The sequence below is a fragment of the Methylobacterium cerastii genome, assembly GCF_022179125.1.
In the GTDB taxonomy this organism is placed as follows: domain Bacteria; phylum Pseudomonadota; class Alphaproteobacteria; order Rhizobiales; family Beijerinckiaceae; genus Methylobacterium; species Methylobacterium cerastii.
Genome location: NZ_BPQG01000062.1, coordinates 21,931 through 42,380, shown reverse-complemented (window position 1 = coordinate 42,380; position 20,450 = coordinate 21,931). Strand labels below are relative to the sequence as shown.

At 71.8% G+C, this 20,450-nt stretch carries 18 protein-coding genes; 12 read left to right on the top strand and 6 right to left on the bottom strand.

What is annotated here, in order from left to right:
* Positions 1 to 572, top strand: a 572-nt coding sequence (locus MFF13_RS19600) for an IS630 family transposase (RefSeq protein WP_238272777.1), incomplete at its 5' end; no start/stop codon positions are given.
* Between the two features lie 152 nt (positions 573 to 724).
* Here MFF13_RS19600 and MFF13_RS19595 read toward each other — a convergent pair.
* A complete protein-coding gene (locus MFF13_RS19595) occupies positions 725 to 2,425 on the bottom strand; it encodes a porin (protein WP_238272776.1) in 1,701 nt (566 codons plus the stop codon).
* Positions 2,426 to 2,995: 570 nt separating this feature from the next.
* On the opposite strand from MFF13_RS19595, the gene MFF13_RS19590 reads away from it, so the two are divergent.
* The 6 genes from MFF13_RS19590 to MFF13_RS19565 all read left to right on the top strand — a co-directional run bounded on the left by MFF13_RS19590 (position 2,996) and on the right by MFF13_RS19565 (position 10,643).
* Positions 2,996 to 3,250: an acyl carrier protein gene (locus MFF13_RS19590; protein WP_147754112.1), complete on the top strand. Its 255-nt coding sequence runs from the start codon at positions 2,996 to 2,998 to the stop codon at positions 3,248 to 3,250.
* A 125-nt stretch (positions 3,251 to 3,375) separates the two neighbouring features.
* The gene (locus MFF13_RS19585) at positions 3,376 to 4,518 is read left to right on the top strand and encodes an acyl-CoA dehydrogenase family protein (RefSeq protein WP_147754113.1); all 1,143 of its coding nucleotides are present in this window, start codon (positions 3,376 to 3,378) and stop codon (positions 4,516 to 4,518) included.
* A 41-nt stretch (positions 4,519 to 4,559) separates the two neighbouring features.
* Positions 4,560 to 5,486: an amino acid--[acyl-carrier-protein] ligase gene (locus MFF13_RS19580; protein WP_238272780.1), complete on the top strand. Its 927-nt coding sequence runs from the start codon at positions 4,560 to 4,562 to the stop codon at positions 5,484 to 5,486.
* Positions 5,487 to 5,491: 5 nt separating this feature from the next.
* Positions 5,492 to 6,454 carry a DUF1839 family protein gene (locus tag MFF13_RS19575; RefSeq protein ID WP_238272775.1) on the top strand — a complete coding sequence of 321 codons (963 nt, stop codon included), beginning with the start codon at positions 5,492 to 5,494 and terminating at the stop codon, positions 6,452 to 6,454.
* Between the two features lie 12 nt (positions 6,455 to 6,466).
* Positions 6,467 to 8,914 (top strand): glycoside hydrolase family 2 protein, encoded by a 2,448-nt coding sequence (locus tag MFF13_RS19570; RefSeq protein WP_238272774.1) that lies wholly within the window; start codon positions 6,467 to 6,469, stop codon positions 8,912 to 8,914.
* 7 nt (positions 8,915 to 8,921) lie between these two features.
* On the top strand, positions 8,922 to 10,643 hold the full coding sequence (locus tag MFF13_RS19565) for a thioesterase (RefSeq protein WP_238272773.1): 1,722 nt from the start codon (positions 8,922 to 8,924) through the stop codon (positions 10,641 to 10,643).
* Between the two features lie 366 nt (positions 10,644 to 11,009).
* Here MFF13_RS19565 and MFF13_RS19560 read toward each other — a convergent pair whose 3' ends face one another.
* Both MFF13_RS19560 and MFF13_RS19555 read right to left on the bottom strand, forming a co-directional pair.
* Positions 11,010 to 11,546 (bottom strand): ATPase, encoded by a 537-nt coding sequence (locus MFF13_RS19560; RefSeq protein ID WP_147815420.1) that lies wholly within the window; start codon positions 11,544 to 11,546, stop codon positions 11,010 to 11,012.
* 117 nt (positions 11,547 to 11,663) lie between these two features.
* Positions 11,664 to 11,867 (bottom strand): hypothetical protein, encoded by a 204-nt coding sequence (locus MFF13_RS19555; protein WP_147815421.1) that lies wholly within the window; start codon positions 11,865 to 11,867, stop codon positions 11,664 to 11,666.
* Positions 11,868 to 12,167: 300 nt separating this feature from the next.
* Between MFF13_RS19555 and MFF13_RS19550 the strand changes: the two genes are divergently transcribed.
* From MFF13_RS19550 to rimM, 4 genes are all read left to right on the top strand, one after another.
* Positions 12,168 to 12,383, top strand: coding sequence for an eL24 family ribosomal protein (locus MFF13_RS19550; protein ID WP_147830548.1), 216 nt, complete (start codon positions 12,168 to 12,170; stop codon positions 12,381 to 12,383).
* 4 nt (positions 12,384 to 12,387) lie between these two features.
* Positions 12,388 to 13,953, top strand: a complete 1,566-nt coding sequence (gene ffh / locus MFF13_RS19545) for a signal recognition particle protein (RefSeq protein WP_147830546.1) — start codon at positions 12,388 to 12,390, stop codon at positions 13,951 to 13,953.
* 104 nt (positions 13,954 to 14,057) lie between these two features.
* Complete coding sequence (gene rpsP / locus MFF13_RS19540) at positions 14,058 to 14,420, top strand: 30S ribosomal protein S16 (protein WP_147728730.1); 363 nt, start codon at positions 14,058 to 14,060, stop codon at positions 14,418 to 14,420.
* Positions 14,421 to 14,431: 11 nt separating this feature from the next.
* On the top strand, positions 14,432 to 15,097 hold the full coding sequence (gene rimM / locus MFF13_RS19535; RefSeq protein WP_147830544.1) for a ribosome maturation factor RimM: 666 nt from the start codon (positions 14,432 to 14,434) through the stop codon (positions 15,095 to 15,097).
* A gap of 18 nt (positions 15,098 to 15,115) precedes the next feature.
* On the opposite strand, the gene MFF13_RS19530 is transcribed toward rimM, so the two are convergent.
* Both MFF13_RS19530 and MFF13_RS19525 read right to left on the bottom strand, forming a co-directional pair.
* A complete protein-coding gene (locus tag MFF13_RS19530; protein ID WP_147830541.1) occupies positions 15,116 to 17,428 on the bottom strand; it encodes a PAS domain-containing protein in 2,313 nt (770 codons plus the stop codon).
* Between the two features lie 4 nt (positions 17,429 to 17,432).
* A complete protein-coding gene (locus MFF13_RS19525) occupies positions 17,433 to 18,251 on the bottom strand; it encodes a Crp/Fnr family transcriptional regulator (protein WP_238272772.1) in 819 nt (272 codons plus the stop codon).
* A gap of 173 nt (positions 18,252 to 18,424) precedes the next feature.
* Between MFF13_RS19525 and MFF13_RS19520 the strand changes: the two genes are divergently transcribed.
* On the top strand, positions 18,425 to 19,558 hold the full coding sequence (locus MFF13_RS19520) for an MBL fold metallo-hydrolase (RefSeq protein ID WP_147830537.1): 1,134 nt from the start codon (positions 18,425 to 18,427) through the stop codon (positions 19,556 to 19,558).
* Between the two features lie 27 nt (positions 19,559 to 19,585).
* On the opposite strand, the gene MFF13_RS19515 is transcribed toward MFF13_RS19520, so the two are convergent.
* Entirely contained in the window at positions 19,586 to 20,407 is an 822-nt protein-coding gene (locus tag MFF13_RS19515) for an EamA family transporter (RefSeq protein WP_147830557.1), read from the bottom strand.
* Positions 20,408 to 20,450: the final 43 nt, after the last annotated feature.

The following is a 20,450-nucleotide window of genomic DNA, read 5'->3' as shown; positions in this document are numbered from 1 at the left end:
GCCAAGGCCCAGTTCGCCGTCTGGCGGACATCGCGCAGGCCGTCGGCGGCAAGCCGATAGAGGTCTGGTTCTGCGACGAGGCTCGTGTCGGCCAGAAGAACACCCTGACCCGGCGCTGGGCCGAGCGCGGAACGCGACCCTCGGCCCCCAAGGACCAGCGCACGGCCTCGGCCTACGTCTTCGGGGCGATCTGCCCGGCCCGGGGCGTCGGCGCAGGCTTGGTCACGCCCCGCTGCACCACGTCAGCCATGGCTCATCACCTCGAAGAAATCGCAACGACCATCGCTCCTGGCGCCCACGCCGTGCTCCTGCTCGACCAGGCCGGCTGGCACACCACCAGGAAGCTGCCGGTTCCCGACGACATCACCCTCCTGCCCCTGCCGGCGCGCTCACCCGAACTCAACCCGGTCGAGAACCTCCGGCAGTTCCTTCGCGACAACTGGCTCGGAAACCGGGTCTTCCCATCCTACGACGACATCATCGATCATGGCTGTGACGCCTGGAAAAAGCTCATCGCCCAACCCTGGCGCATCCTGCCCATCGGACTGCGCCAATGGGCCCATGCGTTCTGATCAATGAGAGTTGGTATCAAACCTGCGACGACGCGCACGGCCCGGCACGAAAAAGGCCCGGCTGCTGCAGCCGGGCCTCGATCGTGCCGTGGGTCTCTCGAAGCCCCTCGTCGCGCGGTTCCCTCGGGGACCGCGCGATGTCTCTGCCTGACTTAGAAGTCGCGCTGGACGCGGATACGGACCTGCGAGACGCCGTCGGAAGTCGCGGTGCGGACGAAGCCACCGGCGTTGATGGCGGCGATGCGAGCGGCCGAGTAGGCGGTCGGATCCTTGTCGTTGTCGATCACGCGGCCGTTCTTGACGCCGATCTGGGTGTAGAAGCCTTCCACACCGATATCGAGGTCCTTGACCGGCGACCAGATGATGCTTGCGCCGCCGACGAACTGGTAGGTGTCGCGGAGCGCCTGGCTGAGGTTGTAGAACCGGGTGCCGGGCGCACCAACGGCGTTGCTGCCGAAGGTGTTGGTACTACCGTTGACAAGCGAGAAGGCGTCGCCCTGCCCGGCGCGGGCGCCTGCCGAGAACGACTGCTCGCCGTAGGAGCCGAAGAAGGCCGAACGCCACTCGGGTGCCCAGTAGTGCAGATAGGCGCCGGAGACGGTGAAGCTCTCGGACAGGCTCAGCTGACCCGTGAACGGGTTGATCGTCGCGTCGGAGAAGTACTGCGAGAACTTCTGACCCTGGATCGTCGCCGCAGACTGAGCGTAGGAGCCCGAGTACGAGGAGTAGCCGGTGTAGAGCTGCGCGCCGACGCCGTAGGCGCCCTGGAGGTACAGCGTGTCGCCGGGGGCGATGAAGGGCATGTTGATCTTCAGGCCGCCCTGGACGGCGTAGCCGTACTCGCTGCTGGTGTGCGGAATGCTGACGTTGCTCCCTGTCGCAGCGGTAGCGGCCGTGACACCACCGACAGTGGCGAACGTACCGCTGCCGTTACCGTTGGCGACGTTGCCGACGTTGATCTCGTGCACGGCGGCGGAGATCTGTGCCGAACCCCAGGCGGCGTCGTAGCGCAGGGCACCGACGAAGTCGGGCATCCGGTTGCGCTCGATCGCGTCAATGTTCGAGAAGCGCGTCGGGAAACCAGCAGCGTTGACGCCGATGACGACGGGCACGGGCGATACGGTGAGGCCGAAGTTCGCGACGGCTCCGTTAACTGTCACGCCGGCCGCGTTGACGGTGGGCGAGAAGATCGGCGAGCGGCGGAAGGTCGGGTCTTCGGCCGAGATCGTGGCCGAGAAGCCGTTGCCGAGCGTTGCGGTGTAGGCGAGCAGGTTGGTCGAGGCGAGGTCGGAGCCGGCGGTGGCGCCGCCCATCTCGAAGTCGTGGGCGTAGAAGTCGAAGAACGACGAGGCGCGGCCCGCGGTGAAGCCGGCGAACTGCACGAACGCCTTGTCGGTGTTCACGTATTGCTGGGCGCGGCCGAACTGGTCGACGCCGAGGCCCGGGAAAGCCTGACCGATGCGCTGCTGCGTGCCGGAGGTGCCGCCGGCGTAGGCGCCGCCGGTGCGGGAGCCGGTCTCGAGGCGCAGGAAGGCGCGGAGCGTGCCGTAGCCGGTCTGGGTGCGGGCGTCGACGTTGATGCGTAGGCGGGTGCCGTAGCCGGTGGTATCACCGCCGTTGCCGCTCTGACGGGAGTAAGGGGTCTGGTAGCCGGCCTCGAGGCGGGCGCGGCCCGAGAGGCGGATGCAGGTGTCGGTGCCCGGGATGTAGAAGAAGCCGGCGCCGTAGGCGGTGCAGACGCGGACGTATTCGATCGGGGCGGCCTTCTTGACCGGCAGATCGGCAGCCTGGGCGCCGGCGACGGCGGCGAAGCCGGCGGCCGAAGCGAGCAGGGTGCTCTTCAAGAGCGACATAGATATCTCCAAAAGCTTCGAGACCCGAGGATCGTACGGTCGCGCGGCCGGGGCCGATCGCGACGTACGTTTCTTGTGCGGCCCGCTTTTTGGGTGCGGGCTCATCGGGCCCGCTTTTGCGATGCCCCCAGTGCCCGATCACTGTGTGCGAACCGGTTCCCCCGAGCAATGTCGAATCGTCCGCCAAGACCTTGTGCGACGCCGCTGTTGCATGACGGCAACGAATCGACTGGCCTTTAGCCAGCTTGCTGACGGATGTAGCAATCTGTTTCGCCCATCCCGTCGCGGAACGCGTCGAAACACAGATCCGGACGGCACTTCGCATTCCGATTGTGCGCAATGTCGTTCTTTCACTCTGCGGCATGCTTCGGATCGTGATCTTGCACGTCGCGTCGTGGCCTCACCGCGTTTGGCCCTCGTGGCGTATGGCGGCGAATACCTGATTTCAGCGAGTTAGATACCATAACTCAGGCATTTACTAATAATTAAGTTAACTTTATTGTCGAGTAAGAATTGACGATCATAGTCTAGGCCGGCATCTTGGATTCGGTTCAGATGGTGTTGCGTATGATGATTTCCTCTCAAGACATCCGCGAGACCCTCGGCGGGATCGAGTCCCTCTCCGGCCAAGTGGACCGGCTCTCGGACGACGACGATCTGTTCGACAAGGGGCTGTGCTCCTTCGGATCCGTGCAGCTGATGCTGGCGCTCGAGGAGCGCTTCAACATCGAGTTCCCCGATCATCTGCTGAACCGCACCTCGTTCGCGACGATCCGGGCGATCCGCAGCACCGTCACGACGATCGTCGAGCCGGTGGACGCATGAACGCGCTCGCCCAGATGAGCGCGCTCGCCGAACGCATCGCCGCCGACCCCGCCCCGGGCGAAACGATTCCTCCCGAGCCGATTCTCGCCGAATCGCGCCTTCCCGCGCCGACCTTCGCCGAGCGCATGCGCCGGGTGGCGCAGGTGGCGGCGCTCCATGCCGACGCGGTCGACCGCGACGGGCGGTTCCCCGCCGAGGCGGTGGCGGCCCTGCGCGCGGAGCGGCTGCTCGGGATCCAGATCCCCGAGGCCCTGGGCGGCGAGGGCGCCGACATGAGCCGGATGGCCGAGGTGTGCTTCAGCCTGGGGCAGGCCTGCGCCGCCACCGGGATGGTGTTCGCGATGCACCAGATCAAGGTCGCGAGCCTGGTCACCCACGGGGCCGAGAGCCCCTGGCACCGCGCGCTGATGCAGCGGGTGGCGGAGCGGCAGCTGCTCGTCGCCTCGGCGACCACCGAGGGCGGCATCGGCGGCGACCTGCGCAACAGCCTCTGCGCCGTCGAGGCCGAGGGCGACGTGTTCGCCTTCCGCAAGGACGCCACCGTGATCTCCTACGGCGCCCACGCCGACGTGATCCTCGCCACCGGCCGGCGCCATCCCGAGGCCGCCTCCTCCGACCAGGTCCTGGTCGCGTTGACGTCCGACCAGTTCACCCTGGAGCGCACCAGCCGCTGGGACACGCTCGGCATGCGCGGCACCTGCAGCGACGGCTTCGTGCTCGCCGCCCGCGACGTGCCGGTCGCCCAGATCCTGCCCAAGCCCTTCGCCGAGATCGCGGCCCAGTCGATGCTGGCCGCCTCGCACCTCCTGTGGAGCAGCGTCTGGTTCGGGATCGCGAGCCATGCGCTCGACCGGGCGCGGACCTTCGTGCAGGCCGAGGCCCGCCGCCGGCCGGGCACGGTGCCCCCCGGCGCCCTGCGCCTGGCCGAGGCGACGAGTTCGCTGCAGGCGATGAAGGGGACGATCCAGGGCGGCCTGCGCCACTACGAAGAGGCGCAAGGGTCGCCTGCGGCGCTCGGTTCGATCGGCTTCGCGATCGCCCTGAACAACGTCAAGACCACCGCCTCGACCATGGCGGTGTCCATCGTGCAGGTGGCGCTCGGGATCGTCGGCATCGCCGGCTACAAGAATGGCACCCCGTTCAGCCTCGGCCGGGCGCTGCGCGACGTGCTCTCGGCGCCGCTGATGATCAGCAACGACCGTATCCACAGCAACACGGCCAACCTTCTGCTGGTGCAGAAGGGCGGCGGCACATTCCTGGGCGCGTGATGGACAGCTTGGCCGATCCCACCTCCACGCCGTTCGAGGCGCTGCCGTCCGCCGGGGACGAGGCGGAACCGCGTTCCTTCCTCGACCGCCTGTTCGACCGGGGCCACCTGGTACGCACCGGGATCGACGGCCTCTATGGCCGCGGCGGCGACTTCGAGAGCGTGGTCGAGGCGCTGGACGCCCTCGTCTCCCGCCTCGGCGCGGCCGACGGGGCCGAGCGGATACGCTTCCCGCCGGGGATGAGCCGCCCGGCCTTCGAGCGCAGCGGCTACCTCAAGGGCTTCCCCAACCTGGCCGGCACCGTGCACAGCTTCTGCGGCGACGAGGCCGCCCATGCGCGCCTCCTCGCCTGCGTCGAGGCCGGAAAGGACTGGACCGAGGACCAGGCCTGCACCGACATCGTGCTGACGCCGGCCGCCTGCTACCCGCTCTATCCGGTGGCCGCCGCCCGCGGTCCCCTCCCCGCCGAAGGCCTGCTGTTCGACCTGCAATCCTACTGCTTCCGCCACGAGCCCTCGGTCGAGCCGACCCGGATGCAGATGTTCCGCATGCGCGAATACGTCCGCATGGGCTCGCCCGAGCAGGTGCTGGCCTTCCGCGAGGTCTGGCTGGAGCGCGGCACCGCGATGATGCGCGACCTCGGCCTGCCGCTGGCGGTCGACCCGGCCAACGACCCGTTCTTCGGGCGCGCCGGGCGGATGCTGGCCAACAACCAGCGCATGCAGGGGCTGAAGTTCGAGCTCAACGTGCCGGTCAACAGCACGGAGCAGCCCACCGCCTGCCTGAGCTTCAACTACCACCAGGACCATTTCGGCAGCACCTGGGAGATCGGCCAGGCCGACGGCGCGGTCGCCCACACGGCTTGCGTCGGGTTCGGCCTGGAGCGGATCACGCTGGCGCTGCTGCGCCACCACGGCCTCGACCTCGCCGCCTGGCCGGCGGACGTGCGCAAGCAGCTCTGGGGCTAGGATCGGTGTCGGCCGCCCTCGCCCTCGTCCACGATGCCGCCCCGGCGCCCGCCTCGCATCCGCTCCACGCCCAGGACCGGGCGTGGCCGGAGACCAACTGCTACGTCGACCTCTGGATCGAGCTGCTGCACGGGCGCGGGCTCGAGCCGGAGGCGATGCTCGGCTTCACCCTGCGGCAGGACTTCGAGGGCGACCAGTTCACCTTCTTCAAGCCGTCCATGGCCGACATCGAGGCGCTGTACGGCCTGCGCCTCGAGGAACTCGCCGTCTACGGCGGGCTCGAGCGCCACGCCGCAATCCAGGCCACCCGCGGCTGCCCGGTGCTCGTCGAGGTCGACGCGATCCACCTGCCCGACACCGCCGGCACCACCTACGGCCGCGACCACGCCAAGACGACGATCGCGATCCTCGCGCTCGATGCGCGGCGTCGCACCCTCGACTACCTTCACAATGCCGGCCGCTTCCAGCTCTCCGGCGCCGACTACGACGGGATCTTCGGCCCCACCCTGCTGCCGCCCTACGCCGAGTTCGTGAAGGTGGTGGCCCCGCCCCTGCCACCCGGCGCCCTGCGGACGGCCGCCCGCACGATGCTGAACGCGCACCGCGCGCGCGCGCCGAAGACGAACCCCGTGCGCGCCTTCCGCGACGCGCTGGCGGGGACCGGAGAGGATCTGGTGCGCCAGCCCCTGTCGGTGTTCCACAGCTACGCCTTCAACACCACGCGCCAGCTCGGGGCGAACTTCGAGCTCCTCGGCAGCCACCTCGCTTGGCTCGACGCCTCGGGCCTCGCCGAACTCGGCGCGACCGCCGAGGCGGCGACGCGCCTGGCGCAGGAGACCAAGGCGTTCCAGTTCCAGCTCGCCCGCGCCTTCGGCCGCCGCAACGCCGCGCCGCTCGCGGCCGCCCTCGAACGCCCGGCCGCGAGCTACGACGCCGTCTTCGCCGCCCTCGACCGCGCCCTGCGCTGAGGGCACGGCGCCGTGGCCCGCCTCCACGCCGTCGACGGCGTCCCGCCCCGCCGGGTCGACGGCCCGTGGCAGCTCGTCGTCACGGCGCCCGGCGCCTGCGCCGGTCCCGGCGACGCGGCGAGTCTTTCGGGCTGGATCCCGGCCGAGGTTCCCGGCACCGCGGCGGCGGCGCTCCGCGCGGCCGGCCTTTGGTCCGAGGCCGCGCCGACGCCGCTCCACGGGTCGGACGTCTGGTACCGCACGACGCTGTCGCTCGACGGCCGCGAATCCCTGCGCTTCGAGGGGCTGGCGACGCTCGCCGAGATCTGGGTCGACGGCACGCTCCGCCTAGAGACGCGCTCGATGTTCCTTGCCTACGCCGTCGAGGTGGACGGCGCCGGCACGGTCGAGCTGGCCCTGTGCTTTCGCGCCCTCCAGGTCGCGCTCGCCCGGCCCAACCGCCGCGGGCGCTGGCGACCGAGGCTGGCGACGCCCGGATCGCTGCGCCACGTCCGCACCAGCCTCCTCGGCTTCATGCCCGGCTGGTGCCCGGCGGTCGACGCCGTCGGCCCCTACCGCCCCGTCACCCGGACCGCGCTCGGCGCCGGCGTCCCGCGCGTGCTGTCGGCCGACCTGCGCGCCGAGCTCGACGGCGGGACCGGCCGGCTGCGGCTCCGCCTCGCCCTGGCCGACGTTCGAGGCTCCCGGCTGACGCTCCGCTGCGCCGGCGCCGCGGCGGTGATCGAGGCCGACGCCGCGGGCTGCTTCGCCGGCGAGGTCCTGATCCCGGATGTCGCCCCGTGGTGGCCGCACACGCACGGCGAGCCCCGGCTCCATCCGGTCGAGGCCGAGATCGACGGCCACGTGCTGGCGCTCGGCCGCGTCGGCTTTCGCACGATCGCGCTCGGCCGTCCGTTCGCCGAGGGCTTGAGCCTGACGGTCAACGGCGTGCCGGTGTTCTGCCGCGGCGCGTGCTGGACGCCGGCCGACCTCGTCGGCCATTCCGCCGAGGCTTGCCGCCCGCTGCTGGCGCTGGCGCAGGAAGCCGGCATGAACATGCTGCGGGTGTCCGGCATCACCCTCTACGAGGCGGACGCCTTCTACGACCTGTGCGACGAGCGCGGCATCCTGGTGTTCCAGGACCTGATGCTCGCCAACTTCGACTATCCGATCGACGACCCGGCCTTCCGGGACCGGCTGCTCGCCGAGATCGACGGCTTCCTCGACCGGACGCAGGCCTCGCCCGCGCTCTGCGTCCTGTGCGGCGGCAGCGAGGTCGCGCAGCAGGCGGCGATGCTGGGCTTCCCCCGCGACGCCTGGACCGGCGGGTTGTCGGACGACGTGCTCGCCGCCCGCGTCGCCCGCCTGCGGCCGGACCTCGTGGTGGTGCCGAACTCGCCGTCGGGCGGGGACCTGCCGTTCTCGACCGATGCCGGGCTCGCCCACTATTACGGCGTCGGCGCCTACCGCCGGCCGCTGGAGGATGCGCGCCGCGCCGAGGTCGGCTTCGCCTCGGAATGCCTGGCCTTCGCCAACGTCCCCGACGCCGCGACCCTGCGGGAGGCGGATCTCTGCGACCCCGCGAGCCCGGGCTGGGCCGCCACGGTCCCGCGCGACCGCGGCGCCGACTGGGAGTTCGAGCAGGTCCGCGACCACTACATCCAAGACCTGTTCGGGCTCGATCCCGAGACCCTGCGCCGCGACGACCCGGATCGCTACTGCGCGCTCGCCCGCGCGGCCAGCGCCGAGGTGATGGAGGCGGTGTTCGCCGAGTGGCGCCGGGCGCGCTCGCCCACCGCCGGCGGGCTGGTGTGGTTCTTCCGCGACCTCGCCCCCGGCATCGGCTGGGGCGTCGTCGACGCGGCCGGCCGGCCGAAGTCGGCGTGGTACGCCCTCAAGCGCGCCTTCCGCCCCGTCCAGGTGACGATCTCGGACGAGGGCCTGAACGGCCTCCATCTCCACGTCCACAACGAGACGGCCGCGCCGCTCTCCGCCGTCCTGCGCCTCGTCTTCAGCGACGCCGAGGGGCGCGCCGTGGCGAAGGCAGAGCGTGCGGTCGCAGTCGCGCCGCGCAGCTCCGGCACATGGTCGAGCGCGACGCTGCTCGGGCGCTTCTTCGACGCCACCGGGAGCTACCGCTTCGGCCCGATGGCGCACGCCCTCGCCCATGCGAGCCTGGTCGATGCGGACGCCGACGCCGTCCTCGCCGAGAGCTTCCACTTCCCGCAAGGGCGCGATCCCGCGCCGCGCCCAGTCGGCCTCGCCGCCGCGATCGAACCGGGTGCTGCCGGTCCCGTCCTCCGGGTCTCGGCGGACCGCCACGCGCTCTGCGTGCGCATCGAGACCGAGGCGGGCGCCCGGCCCGCCGACGACGGCTTCCACCTCGCCCCCGGCGCGTCCCGCCGCATCGCCCTCGTCGGCGGCGGGAATCCGCACGGGATCGTTCGCGCCGTGAACACAAACGAGATCGTGAAGTTCTAAGGCCTCGATGATGCACGCGCCGCCGCCCCCACATCCGTCGCCCGTCGAAGCGGAACCGGTCGTCGTCGACGGCCTGTTCGGCTGGTTCAGCCCGGGCACCGCCCGGCGCGGCGTGATCCTGTGCGGGGCGACCGGATTCGAGCAGCTTTCGGCGCACCGCCCGTGGCGGGACCTCGCCGGGCGGATCGCCGCCACCGGCTGCGCGACCCTGCGCTTCGACTATCCGGGCGAGGGCGATTCCACGGATGCCGGCGCCGGCACGCTGGAGGCGTGGCTCGGGGCGATCCGCCGGGCGGTGCGCGTCCTGCGCGAGGAGGCCGGTGCGACGGAGGTCGTCCTCGTCGGCCTGCGGCTCGGGGGAACCCTGGCGGCGCTCGCCGCCGAGGAGGGCGGGATCGACCGGCTCGCGCTGCTGGCGCCGTGCCGGACCGGGCGCGGCTACCTGCGCGAGATGAAGCTGCGGGCGCCCGCGGTGAACCAGCTCTCGGACGGCACCGTGCCGACCGAGCCGCCCGGACACCTGTCGCTCGGCGGCTTCCCGATCGGCCCCGACCTCGCGGCCGACCTCGCGCGGATCGACCTCGCTTCGGCGACGATGCGCCCGGCGCCCGAAATCCTGATCCTCGGCGCGGAGACCGACGCCCTCGCCAAGCGCTACGCCGCGCTCGGCGCGCATGTGACCTCGGGCGCCCTGCCCGGCCTGGCCCAGCTCGTCGGCAACCCGCTGTTCTCCGAGACGCCGGAGGCGGCTTTCGCCGACGTGGTCGGCTTCGCGACCGCCGGCGCCCTGCCCCGCCCGACGGCGGCGCCCCCGGTCGCGTCGCCGGCAAAGCTCGCCGGCGACGGCTGGCTGGAGGAGGCGGTCCGGTTCGGGCCGGGCCTGTTCGGCGTCCACGCCCGTCCGGCCGGCTCGGCGACCGGCGCGCCGACGATCCTGTTCGTCGCCGCCGGCCTCAGCGCGCATTCCGGCTGGGGCCGGCAGGCGACGCGGATGGCCCGCGCCCTCGCGGCCGAGGGCGTGCCGTCGCTGCGCATGGACCTCGCCGGCATCGGCGACAGCGCGGACCGGCCGGGCGGCGCCTCGCCGCTGTTCTCGCCCGACACCCTCCACGACTTCCGCCACGCCCTCGATTACCTGGAGGCGCGGGGCGCCGGACGGGTCGTCCTCGTCGGCAGTTGCAGCGGCGCCTACGCAGCGTTCCAAGCGGCCTGGCGCGACCCGCGCGTCGCCGGGGCGCTCCTGGCCAACCTCTACTGCTTCGACTGGCACCCGGAGGACGACGTCGACGCCGTGGTGCGCCAGACGGTGGGAAGCGCCGCGACCTATGCCGCCCTGCTCCGTCACGGCAGCACGTGGCGTCGCCTGCTCACGGGCCAGGTCGGCGTGCGGGCGATCGGCCGCGTGCTCCTGCGCCGCGGCCTCCGCCTGGCCGACCGCCGCTTGAAGGCCCTGTTTCGTCCGAGGCCCGCCGGCGGCAGCGTCCTGCGACGGATCGGGACGATGCGGAAACGGGGCGCGCATCTGCGCCTCGTCTACACCGCGGGCGATCCGGGCCTGCCCGCCCTGCGCCGCCATGTCGGGCGCACGCCCGAGCGCGCCGCCCGTCGCCTCGGCGCCCCGGTCGCGATCGTCGCGGGCACCGACCACAACCTGTCCACCCCCGCCGCGCAGGCGGAGCTGACCCAGATCCTGAACGACCTCGTCGCCGTCGTCGCGGGCCGCCCCTGACGCCCGATCGGCGTCGCGAAGGCGGCCGAGGAGCCTGCCACGGGGGGCGGCGAGACAACGCAGGCGGGGGGCTTCACAGGGGCCGTCCCGCCACCTACCTTGGGGATCCCAGCAACGAACGAAAGGAGGTGATCCAGTGTCTCATTGTCATCAGCCGCTGTCTTCGGCTTACCGGACCTGGACCGTCGCCTCCGGCGCCTCCTTCTAAGGGCGCCCGGGCACTCTCGGGACAGTTTCGGCCGGACCGCGGTTCGGCAATGGAAGGGCCGCCCTCACGGGCGGCCCTTCGGCTTTTCAAAAGGGGCCGGCTGCGAGGGCGGCCCTTCGTCGTGTCCGACGACCGCGGCTCGCCGCGATCGACGCGCCTCAGCGCTTCTGGAACAGCGGCTGGGCCAGCGCCTCGGTGCGGGCGCGCCAGAGGTCGCGCTCCTCGCGCATCGCATCGAGCTCGTCGCGGATCTGGTCGCGCTCGACCCGGAAGTGGTCGCGCTCGGCCCGGATTTCGTGAAGGGCGTTCATCTCGATCTGCACGTGGTTGCGCAGCTCGCGGATCTCCTGGGCGAGCAGGGTCTGCAACTCGCCGTGGCGGTCGGATTCGATCCGAAGCTTCGCCTTCAGCATCAGGTTTTCGGCCATCAGCTCGGAGATGTCCTCGGCCTCCGGGTTCGAACGCGGGGCCTCGACCGGCTGCTGCACGATCCGGGGCGACCACGCCGTCTCGGCGGCGCGGGGCTCGGGGCGCGGCGGCTGGCGCGTCTCGGCCTGCGGCTGGAAGGGGGCCTGAGCTTGGGCCTGGGCGGCGGGCGCCTGGGCCTTCATGGCGGCAAGCCAGTCGCGCAGCGGACCCGGGGTCGGGCGTCCACCGGACTCGTACGGGGGCAGGTTGCGGGCGGGGTCCGACATCGGTGTGTCCTCAACGATCGAGGCCATTCAGTGCCGAACATGCTTAACGATCGGTAAAAGTTAACGCTGCGTCTGCGTTCGATCGCGAGAATGTGGGCCGGATCCCGCCCTCCTCCGTCAGGCCTTGCCGGTGTCGACGCCTGGCTCGACCCCTGGCTCGACCTCGCGGTCGACGTTCTGCTCGCGCTCGTCGAAGGTGTAGCCTTCGAGCCAGTCGGCGCTGTCCTGGGAGCCGGCGGGATACGGGTCGGCCGAGAGCGGCGCGCCCTGCGTCTTGGCGGCCCTGCCCTCGTCCCTGATCTTGGCCGAGACGTATGCCATGCGGTCGTCCTCCTTCAAGCTTCGTCGGATCATCGAAGGTGGGAGAGGCAGGCGAAAAGGCGAGCCCGGCCGTAGGGGCGGCTGCCGGGGAAGCTGCCGGGGCGTGCAAAAATTGACTTTCGGCGCCGGCTTCCGTATCGCCCGGCGCATCCGACGTTCGTCGTCGATTCCGAAGCCGACCGGTCCATCGAGGCCGGAGGTCAACGCCCGACAGCGCGTTCGCGCCCTCGGGCGTGCTCGGCGTTGGCGGCAGGCGTCCTCACGAAGGCCGTCCTTGACCCACGCCATGACCTTTACGCCATGACACCATCCGCCGCCTTGCGCATCGAGGATGCCGTGAACGAGCTCTGCCCCTGGTCGGGCAAGCCGATCGCAGCCGATTCCCTGACGCTCTACAACGGCGCCGTGGTCGGCTTCTGCAATCCCGAGTGCCGGGACAAGTTCGCCCGCGCGCTCAGTGCCTTCGAGGACGCGTTCCAGGCGCGCCGCGCCGCCGCGTCCGGCCTGGACGAGTAGCGCCATGTTCGAGGGCCTTTCCGACCGCCTGTCCGGCATCCTCTCCGGCCTCACCCGTCGGGGCGCGCTGACCGAGGCCGACGTCACCGCCGCGATGCGCGAGGTCCGCCGCGCCCTGCTCGAGGCCGACGTGGCCCTCGAAGTGGTGCGCGGCTTCACCGACGCGGTGCGCGAGAAGGCCGTCGGCGCCGTCGTGCTGAAGTCGGTCACGCCCGGCCAGATGGTCGTGAAGATCGTCAACGACGAGCTCGTGGCCATGCTCGGCACCGACGCCGGCGTGATCGACCTGAACGCCCCCGCCCCGGTGCCGATCCTGATGGTCGGCCTGCAGGGCTCGGGCAAGACCACCACCACCGCCAAGATCGCCCGGCGCCTGTCCGACCGCGAGAAGCGCAAGGTGCTGCTCGCCTCCCTCGACACCCGCCGCCCGGCGGCGATGGAGCAGCTGGCGATCCTCGCGGCCCAGGTCGGCGTCGCCTGCCTGCCGATCGTCGCCGGCCAGTCGGCGGTGCAGATCGCCAAGCGCGCCATGGACGCCGCCCGGCTCGGCGGCTTCGACGTGGTGATGCTCGACACCGCCGGCCGCACCACGGTCGACGAGGCCCTGATGCAGGAAGCCGCCGAGGTGAAGGCGGCGACGAACCCCCACGAGGTGCTGCTCGTCGCCGACGCGCTCACCGGCCAGGACGCGGTCAACACCGCGCGCGCCTTCGACCAGCGGCTCGGCGTCACCGGCATCGTGCTCACCCGCATGGACGGCGATTCGCGCGGCGGCGCGGCGCTCTCGATGCGCGCCGTCACCGGCAAACCGATCAAGCTCGTCGGCACCGGCGAGAAGGTCGACGCGCTGGAGGAGTTCCATCCCTCCCGCGTCGCCAACCGCATCCTCGGCATGGGCGACATCGTCTCGCTCGTCGAGAAGGCGGCCGAGACCATCGACCACGAGCAGGCGCTCCGCACCGCGGAGAAGATGCGCAAGGGCAAGTTCGACCTCGACGACTTGTCGATGCAGCTCGGACAGATGGAGAAGATGGGCGGCATCGGCGGCCTGATGGGCATGCTGCCCGGCATGGGCGCGATGAAGAAGCAGGTCGAGGGCGCCAACCTCGACGAGAACATGTTCAAGCGCCAGCGCGCGATCATCTCCTCGATGACCGCGCAGGAGCGCAAGAACCCCGACCTGCTCAAGAACTCCCGCAAGAAGCGCATCGCGGCGGGTTCGGGCACCAAGGTCGAGGAGCTGAACAAGCTCCTGAAGATGCACCGGACCATGGCCGACATGATGAAGGCCATGGGTTCGGGCAAGCGCGGCATCGGCCAGGCTTTGGGCTCGATGTTCGGCCTCGGCGGCGGCGGGATGCCGGGCGGCATGGGCGGGATGCCCGGCCTGCCCCCGGGGATGCCCGAGCCGACGCCGGAGCAGATCGAGGCGATGCAGAAGCAGTTCGGCGGCAAGCTGCCGCCGATGCCCCCCGGCCTCGGGGGGGCTGGCAAGATGCCGAGCCTTCCGGGCCTCGGAGGCTCGAAGATGCCGGGTCTCGGCGGCTTCCCGTTCGGGAAGAAGAAGTAGGGCGAAGGGGGAGTAGCGAATAGCGAATGCGGCTTTCGGCCTTCCATTCGCTACTCACTACTCACCATTCGTTGATCGATCGAAGCACATCAGGAGTTGAAGACATGTCCCTCAAGATCCGCCTCACCCGTGGCGGCGCCAAGAAGCGCCCGTACTACCGCATCGTCGTCGCCGACGCCCGCGCCCCCCGCGACGGCCGTTTCATCGAGAAGGTCGGCGCCTACGACCCGATGAAGGCCAAGGACGACCCGGCCCGCATCGTGCTCGAGGCCGAGAAGATCACGGCCTGGCTCGCCAAGGGCGCGCAGCCGACCGACCGCGTGCTACGCTTCCTCGACGCCGCGGGGCTCGCCAAGCGCCCGACCCGCAACAACCCGCAGAAGGCGGAGCCGGGCGAGAAGGCCAAGGAGCGCGCCGCCAAGCGCGCCGAGAAGGCCGCCAAGCCCGCCGAGGACGCGGCCGCCTGAGGAGCCAGAGCATGCGTCGTCCCGCAGGCCCATCCCGCGGCGACGGCGCGCGCCGCGGCGCCATCGCGCCCGACACCCAGACTTCGCCGCGGCCCAAGCCCGCGGCGAAGCCGGCCCCCGTCTCGGTCGACCCGAACCTCGTCGTGATGGGCGAGTTCGGCCGGGCGCAGGGGCTCAACGGCGAGATCCGCCTGAAATCCTATACCGGCGACCCGCAGGCCATCGCCGGCTACGGCCCGCTCGTTTCGGCCGACGGCCGGACGTTCGAACTTACGAGCGTGCGCCCGGCTCCCGGGTCGTCGCCCGACCTCCTGGTCGCGCGCGTCCGCGGCGTCTCCGACCGGACCGGCGCCGAGGCCCTGAACCGCACCCTCCTCTACGTCCCCCGCGAGCGACTCGGCGAGCCGGATGCGGACGAGGTCTTCACCGCCGACCTCGTTGGGCTGCCGGCGATCGACGCCGCCGGCACGGTGATCGGGACCGTCGTCGCGGTGCCGAACTACGGCGGCGGCGACCTCCTGGAGATCAAGCCCGTACAGGGGGGCGCCACGGCGCTCCTGCCCTTCACAAAGGCCTTCGTCCCCGACCTCGACGTCGCGGCGCGGCGCGTCGTGGTGGCGCCGCCGGAGGATTTCTTCGCGCCCGCCGGGCCGAAGCCCGCGGACGATCCGGGCTGAGCGAGACCGGCGTCCAGCTTACGATTCGAGCAGCCCGCTCAAGGGGGCCGTGACCGTGCAGGTGACCCCGCTTTTTGGGTAGGCGAGCCTTACCGTGCCGCCGATCGCGCCGACGAGGCCGCGCTCGATCAGGCGGGTGCCGAACCCCTTGCGGGTCGGCTCGAGCACGGACGGACCGCCCTGCTCGCGCCAGAGCAGGTGGATGACGGCGCTCCCGTCCGCGCGGTCGCGGCCCTCGACCTCCCAGCGCAGGACGACGCTGCCGTCCGGCACCGAGAGCGCGCCGTACTTGACCGCGTTGGTGGCCAGCTCGTGCGCCATCAGCGCCAGCGACAGCGCCGCCTTCGGGCCGACCGCGAGGTCGGGCCCCGAGAGCCGGAACCGCTGCGGCCCGCCGTCGTCGTGGATGCTCAGGGCGCCGCGCAGCACCGCCTCCATGCCTGCGCTCTCGCTCTCGCCGGAGAGCAGGATGTCGTGGGCCTTGCCCATGGCCACGAGGCGGGCCGACAGGGCCTCGCGGGCGGCGTCGAGGTCGGTGACGTTGCGCAGGGTCTGCGTCGCGATCGCCTGCACCAGGGCGAGGGTGTTCTTCAGGCGGTGCCCGAGCTCGTGGTGGAGGATGTCCTGCTGCTGCGCGGCGCGCTTGCGGTCCTCTATGTCGCCGACCGCCACCACCGCGCCGATGGTGACGCCGTTGGAATCCTTCACGGCCTCGCCGATGATCTCGATCCAGCGACGCGACCCGTCGGGCCGCTGGTAATGCGCCTCCAGCTCGGCGTGGTCGACCTCGCCGGCGGTGATGCGGGCGAGCGGGTAGTCCCCGGGCGGCACCGGCGACCCGTCGGCCCGGTAGGCGCGGTAGGCGCCGTACCCGTCCCGGTCTTCGGCCTGCACGGTCGGGTGGCCGAGGATGCGCTCCAGGCGCGGGTTGCCGAACACGATCCGTCCGCTCGGCGCCTCCGCCAGCAGGATGCCCACCGGCATGGTCTGCAGGACGGTGTCCAGCTGCGCCTGGTTCTGGCGCAGGCGCCGCTCGGTCTCGTTGCGGCGGGTGATGTCGAGCATCGCCCCGATCATCCGCACCGCCCGGCCGGCGTCGTCGCGGATGATGTAGCCGCGGTCGATCACGGCGGCGTAGCTGTCGTCGCCGCGCCGGAAGCGGTACTCGTCGGTCCAGGTCTCCACGGTGCCGTCGATCGCCGCGTGGATGCTGCGGGCGATCCGGTCGCGGTCCTCCGAATGGATCTGGGCGAGCCACCACGCGCCCTGCGGCACCACCGCGCCGAGGTCATGGCCGTGGGCGAGCGTCAGCGCCTCGTTCCAGCGGACCTGGTCGGCGACGAGGTCCCAGTCCCAGATCGCGTCGGTGGTGGCGCGCGCCGCCAGGCGGTAGCGCTCCTCGGTCGCCTTCAGGGCGAGGTCGGCGGCCTTGTGCTCGGTGATGTCGCGGACCGAACCGATGAAGCGGACGGCGACGCCGTCCTCGACGATCGCCCGGCCGCGGGCCGCGAGCCAGCGCTCGACGCCGGTGTCGGCCGCGATCACCCGGTAGTCGGTGTCGAACACGCCGACGCCGTCCGCGTCCATGGCCGCCCGGACCGCCGCGTCCGCGCGCTCCCGGTCGTCGGGGTGGACGCCGCCGAGATAGGTCTCCGCGTAGGTGATCGGGCCGCGCGCCGGCACGCCGAACAGGGCGCGCACCCGCGCGTCCCAGCGCAGCTCGCCGGTGGCGAGGTCGAAGTCGAAGATGCCGATGCCGGTGGCCTCGACCGCGAGGCGCAGCTGCTCCTCGGCGCGGGCGCGGGCGGCGAGCGCCTGCTCGCGGTTCTCGATCGCCCGGCGCAATTCGAGCTGGACCATCACCTGGCGCGCCAGCGCGGTCAGGGTCGCCGTCTGCCGCGCCGTCAAGCCCTCGGGGCGCGGCACGGAGTCGATGACGCAGAGCGTGCCCAGCGCGAAGCCGTCCTGCGTGTGCAGCGGCGCCCCGGCATAGAACCGGATCTGCGGATCGCCGGTGACGAGGGCGTTGTCGCGGGTCCGCGGGTCGCGGGTCAGGTCGGGGATGACGAGGATGCCGTCGCGGCCGAGCGCGTGCGCGCAGACCGATTGGGTCAGCGGCGTCTCGCACGGGTCGAACCCGATCCGCGCCTTGAACCATTGCCGGTCCTTGGCGACGAAGCTGACGAGCGCCGTCGGGGTCTCGCAGGCCTGCGAGGCCAGGAGGACGATGTCCTCGAAGCCGCTCTCGGCGGGCGTGTCGAGGATGCCGTATTCGTCGAGGGCGGCGAGGCGCGCGCCGTCGAGCGGGTCCGGGGTCGGTGCGGCGGTCATGGCCTCAAGCCGCCTTTTCTCGCGAGGCCGAACCGCCTTGCGCGGCCGAACCCGCCGCGCCGGCCGCCGCCAGGTCGACGGCGACCAGCGTGCCGTCGTCGCGGTAGACCGCGCCGAGCACGTCCTCGAAATGGCGGCGCACGCGGTCGTGGCACTCGCAGGCCGCCCGCTCCAGGGCCGCCCGGTCGCGGATGGTGATGCGCCCGCGGGCCACTGCGATCATCCCGCGGTCGTGCAGGCCGCGCAGCACGCCCGACAGGTAGGTGCGGCGCACGCCGAGCATCTCGGCCAACACGTCCTGGGTGATCGGCAGGACGTCGGTCGAGAGCCGGTCGTGCAGGGTCAGCAGCCACTTGGCCGCGCGCTGCTCGATCGGGTGCAGGGCGTTGCAGGCGACCGATTGCAGGAGCTGGGCGATCAGGCAGTCGGAGTAGCGTGTGAACAGGTTGCGCAGGGTGCGCGAGGCCTGCTTGGCCGCCTGGAGGCGCCCGGCTTCCACGCGCAAGGCCGGGCCGCCGATCTGCACCACGGCGCGGCTGAAGGCCGGCAGGTAGCCCTGGCTGACCACGCCGCCGACGGCGCCCTCCCAGCCCACCGTCGCCGTCTCGGCCATGCGGCCGTCGAGCATGGTGATCGCCAGGGTGACCACCGTGTGGTCGCAGGGGAAGGTGACGTGCGAGACCGGGTCGCCCGAGCCGAACACGACGTCGCCGCGCACGAACTCCACCGGTTCGGCGTAGGGCGCGATCAGCGCCCGGTCGGCGGGCTGCAGGGCGCGCAGCAGGAGGTTCCTGCCGAAGGACGGGGCGGCGGTGACGGCCATGGCGGCAGCGGTTCGATCCTCACGTGCATCAAGGCCATAGCGCAGCGCGAGGCCGCCGTCTGTTCACAAGGCGAAGTTCGCGCCGATTTTCGCGGAGGCTGTCCCCGGTGCCAGTTCGCGACGACAGGGACGTCGGCTTGATTCCCAGGCGGCGCCGGCCATGTGATCACGGCATGAAACGGCGAAGCCTGCTCACGGCCGCGAGCGCGGCCACGGTGATGACCCTGGGCGGCGTCGGCTACGCCGTGCACCGGCGCGGGCGGAACCCGTATTACCGCGGGCCGACGAGCGACCACTTCGACGGGGTGCGGTTCTTCGCGCCCGGCCAGGTCGCCGACAATTGCCAAGTCGCCGACAAGGCACAAGTCGCCGATAAGGCTCAAGTCCCCGACAAGACGCAAGCCGCCGACAAGTCCCTGGGCGACGTCGTCCGCTGGAAGGCGGAGCGCGGCGGTACGGCGTGGCCGAAACGCCATCCGAGCCCGTTCCCGGCCGACCGGCCGCCGGAGCGCGTCTCGGACCTGCGCGTCGTGCTGATCGGGCATGCGAGCTACCTCGTGCAGGTCGCCGGCCGCAACATCCTGATCGACCCGGTCTTCGCAACGCGCGCGAGCCCGGTGCGCTTCGCCGGGCCGAAGCGGGTCAACCCGCCCGGCATCGCGATGGCCGACCTGCCGGCGATCGATTGCGTGCTGATCACCCACAACCACTACGACCATCTCGACGGGCCGAGCCTCGCGCGGATCTGGCAGGCGCACCAGCCGCTCGTCGTCGCGCCGCTCGGCAACGACGCGATCCTGCGCGGCTACGACGAGACGATGCACGTCGAGACCCGCGACTGGGGCGGCTCGGTCGACCTGGGCGATGGCGTGAGCGTGCACCTGACGCCGGCCTACCACTGGTCGGCACGAGGTCTGAACGACCGGCGCATGGCCCTGTGGTGCGCCTTCGTGATCACGTCGCCCGAGGGCGTCCACTACCATGTCGGCGACACCGGCTTCGGCGACGGCGCGATCTTCCGCGACGTGCGGAGGCGCTTCGGGGCTCCGCGGCTCGCGACCCTGCCGATCGGCGCCTACGAGCCGCGTTGGTTCATGCAGGCGCAGCACATGAACCCGGCCGACGCGGTCGCCGCCCTCGACCTGCTCGGCGCGCGCCAGGCGCTCGGGCATCATTGGGGCACCTTCAAGCTCACCGACGAGGGCATCGAGGCGCCGGCCGAGGCGCTGGACGCCGCGATGGACCAGGCCGGGCAACCGCGCGCGCGTTTTTTGGCGATGCGGCCCGGGCAGGTGTGGGAGAGCTGACCGCACTGGGGCCGCCCGCGCCCGCCTTCAAGGCGTCATCGCGGCCGCCTTCGCAGCCCTGCGACCGCCGGCAGTGATGCCGGCCGAGGCCGCGATCACGCAGCCGATCGCCAGCCATTGGAGCGGCGACAGGCGCTCGCCGAGGAGGATCAGCGCCGCAAGCGCGGCGATCGCCGGCTCCAGGCTCATCATCACCCCGAAGGCCTGACGCGTCAGGCGGCGCAAGGCCACCATCTCGAGGGAATACGGCAGCGCGCTCGACAGCACCGCGATCCCGAAGCCGAGGACCAGCGTCGCCGGGTCGAACAGGGCCGCACCGGAACTCGCCAAGCCGAACGGCGCCACCACCAGGGCCGCGGCCAGCATGCCCAGCGACACCGCCTGCCCGCCGTCGACCCGCCCGGCACGCTGCCCGAACACGATGTAGAGCGCCCAGGCCAGGGCCGCGACCAGGGCGTAGGCGACGCCGACCGGGTCGAGGCCGCCGGCGTCGCGCAGGGGCAGCAGCAGCCCGAGGCCGAGGATGGCGAGGCCGATCCAGGCGAAGTCGGCCGCCCGGCGCGAGTCCGAGAGCGCGACCGCGAGCGGCCCCAGGAACTCGATCGCCACCGCCGGCCCGAGCGGGATCGTGCGCAGCGCCAGGTAGAAAGTCAGGTTCATCATCCCGAGCGCTGCGCCGTAGAGCGCGATGATCCCGGCCTCGCGAAGCCCGAGGCTCCGCCGCCACGGCCGCCACACCGCGAGCAGGATCAGGGCCGAGAAGCCGACGCGCAGGCTCGACACCCCGGCGGCGCCGACGGCCGGGAACAGGCTCTTGGCCAGGGCCGCCCCGCTCTGGAGCGAGACCATGCCGGCGACGAGCGCGACGACGGGCAGGAGCGTCGCCGACGCC

Bases quoted from the DNA above. Each gene is read 5' to 3' on its own strand.
- MFF13_RS19585 (WP_147754113.1), top strand. From the start codon at position 3,376: ATGCGCCGGGTGGCGCAGGTGGCGGCGCTCCATGCCGACGCGGTCGAC.
- MFF13_RS19525 (WP_238272772.1), bottom strand. From the start codon at position 18,251: ATGGCCGTCACCGCCGCCCCGTCCTTCGGCAGGAACCTCCTGCTGCGC.
- MFF13_RS19520 (WP_147830537.1), top strand. From the start codon at position 18,425: ATGAAACGGCGAAGCCTGCTCACGGCCGCGAGCGCGGCCACGGTGATG.
- ffh (WP_147830546.1), top strand. From the start codon at position 12,388: ATGTTCGAGGGCCTTTCCGACCGCCTGTCCGGCATCCTCTCCGGCCTC.
- MFF13_RS19515 (WP_147830557.1), bottom strand. From the start codon at position 20,407: ATGGTCTCGCTCCAGAGCGGGGCGGCCCTGGCCAAGAGCCTGTTCCCG.
- MFF13_RS19550 (WP_147830548.1), top strand. From the start codon at position 12,168: ATGACACCATCCGCCGCCTTGCGCATCGAGGATGCCGTGAACGAGCTC.
- MFF13_RS19595 (WP_238272776.1), bottom strand. From the start codon at position 2,425: ATGTCGCTCTTGAAGAGCACCCTGCTCGCTTCGGCCGCCGGCTTCGCC.
- MFF13_RS19565 (WP_238272773.1), top strand. From the start codon at position 8,922: ATGATGCACGCGCCGCCGCCCCCACATCCGTCGCCCGTCGAAGCGGAA.
- MFF13_RS19560 (WP_147815420.1), bottom strand. From the start codon at position 11,546: ATGTCGGACCCCGCCCGCAACCTGCCCCCGTACGAGTCCGGTGGACGC.
- rpsP (WP_147728730.1), top strand. From the start codon at position 14,058: ATGTCCCTCAAGATCCGCCTCACCCGTGGCGGCGCCAAGAAGCGCCCG.
- MFF13_RS19530 (WP_147830541.1), bottom strand. From the start codon at position 17,428: ATGACCGCCGCACCGACCCCGGACCCGCTCGACGGCGCGCGCCTCGCC.
- MFF13_RS19590 (WP_147754112.1), top strand. From the start codon at position 2,996: ATGATTTCCTCTCAAGACATCCGCGAGACCCTCGGCGGGATCGAGTCC.
- MFF13_RS19555 (WP_147815421.1), bottom strand. From the start codon at position 11,867: ATGGCATACGTCTCGGCCAAGATCAGGGACGAGGGCAGGGCCGCCAAG.
- rimM (WP_147830544.1), top strand. From the start codon at position 14,432: ATGCGTCGTCCCGCAGGCCCATCCCGCGGCGACGGCGCGCGCCGCGGC.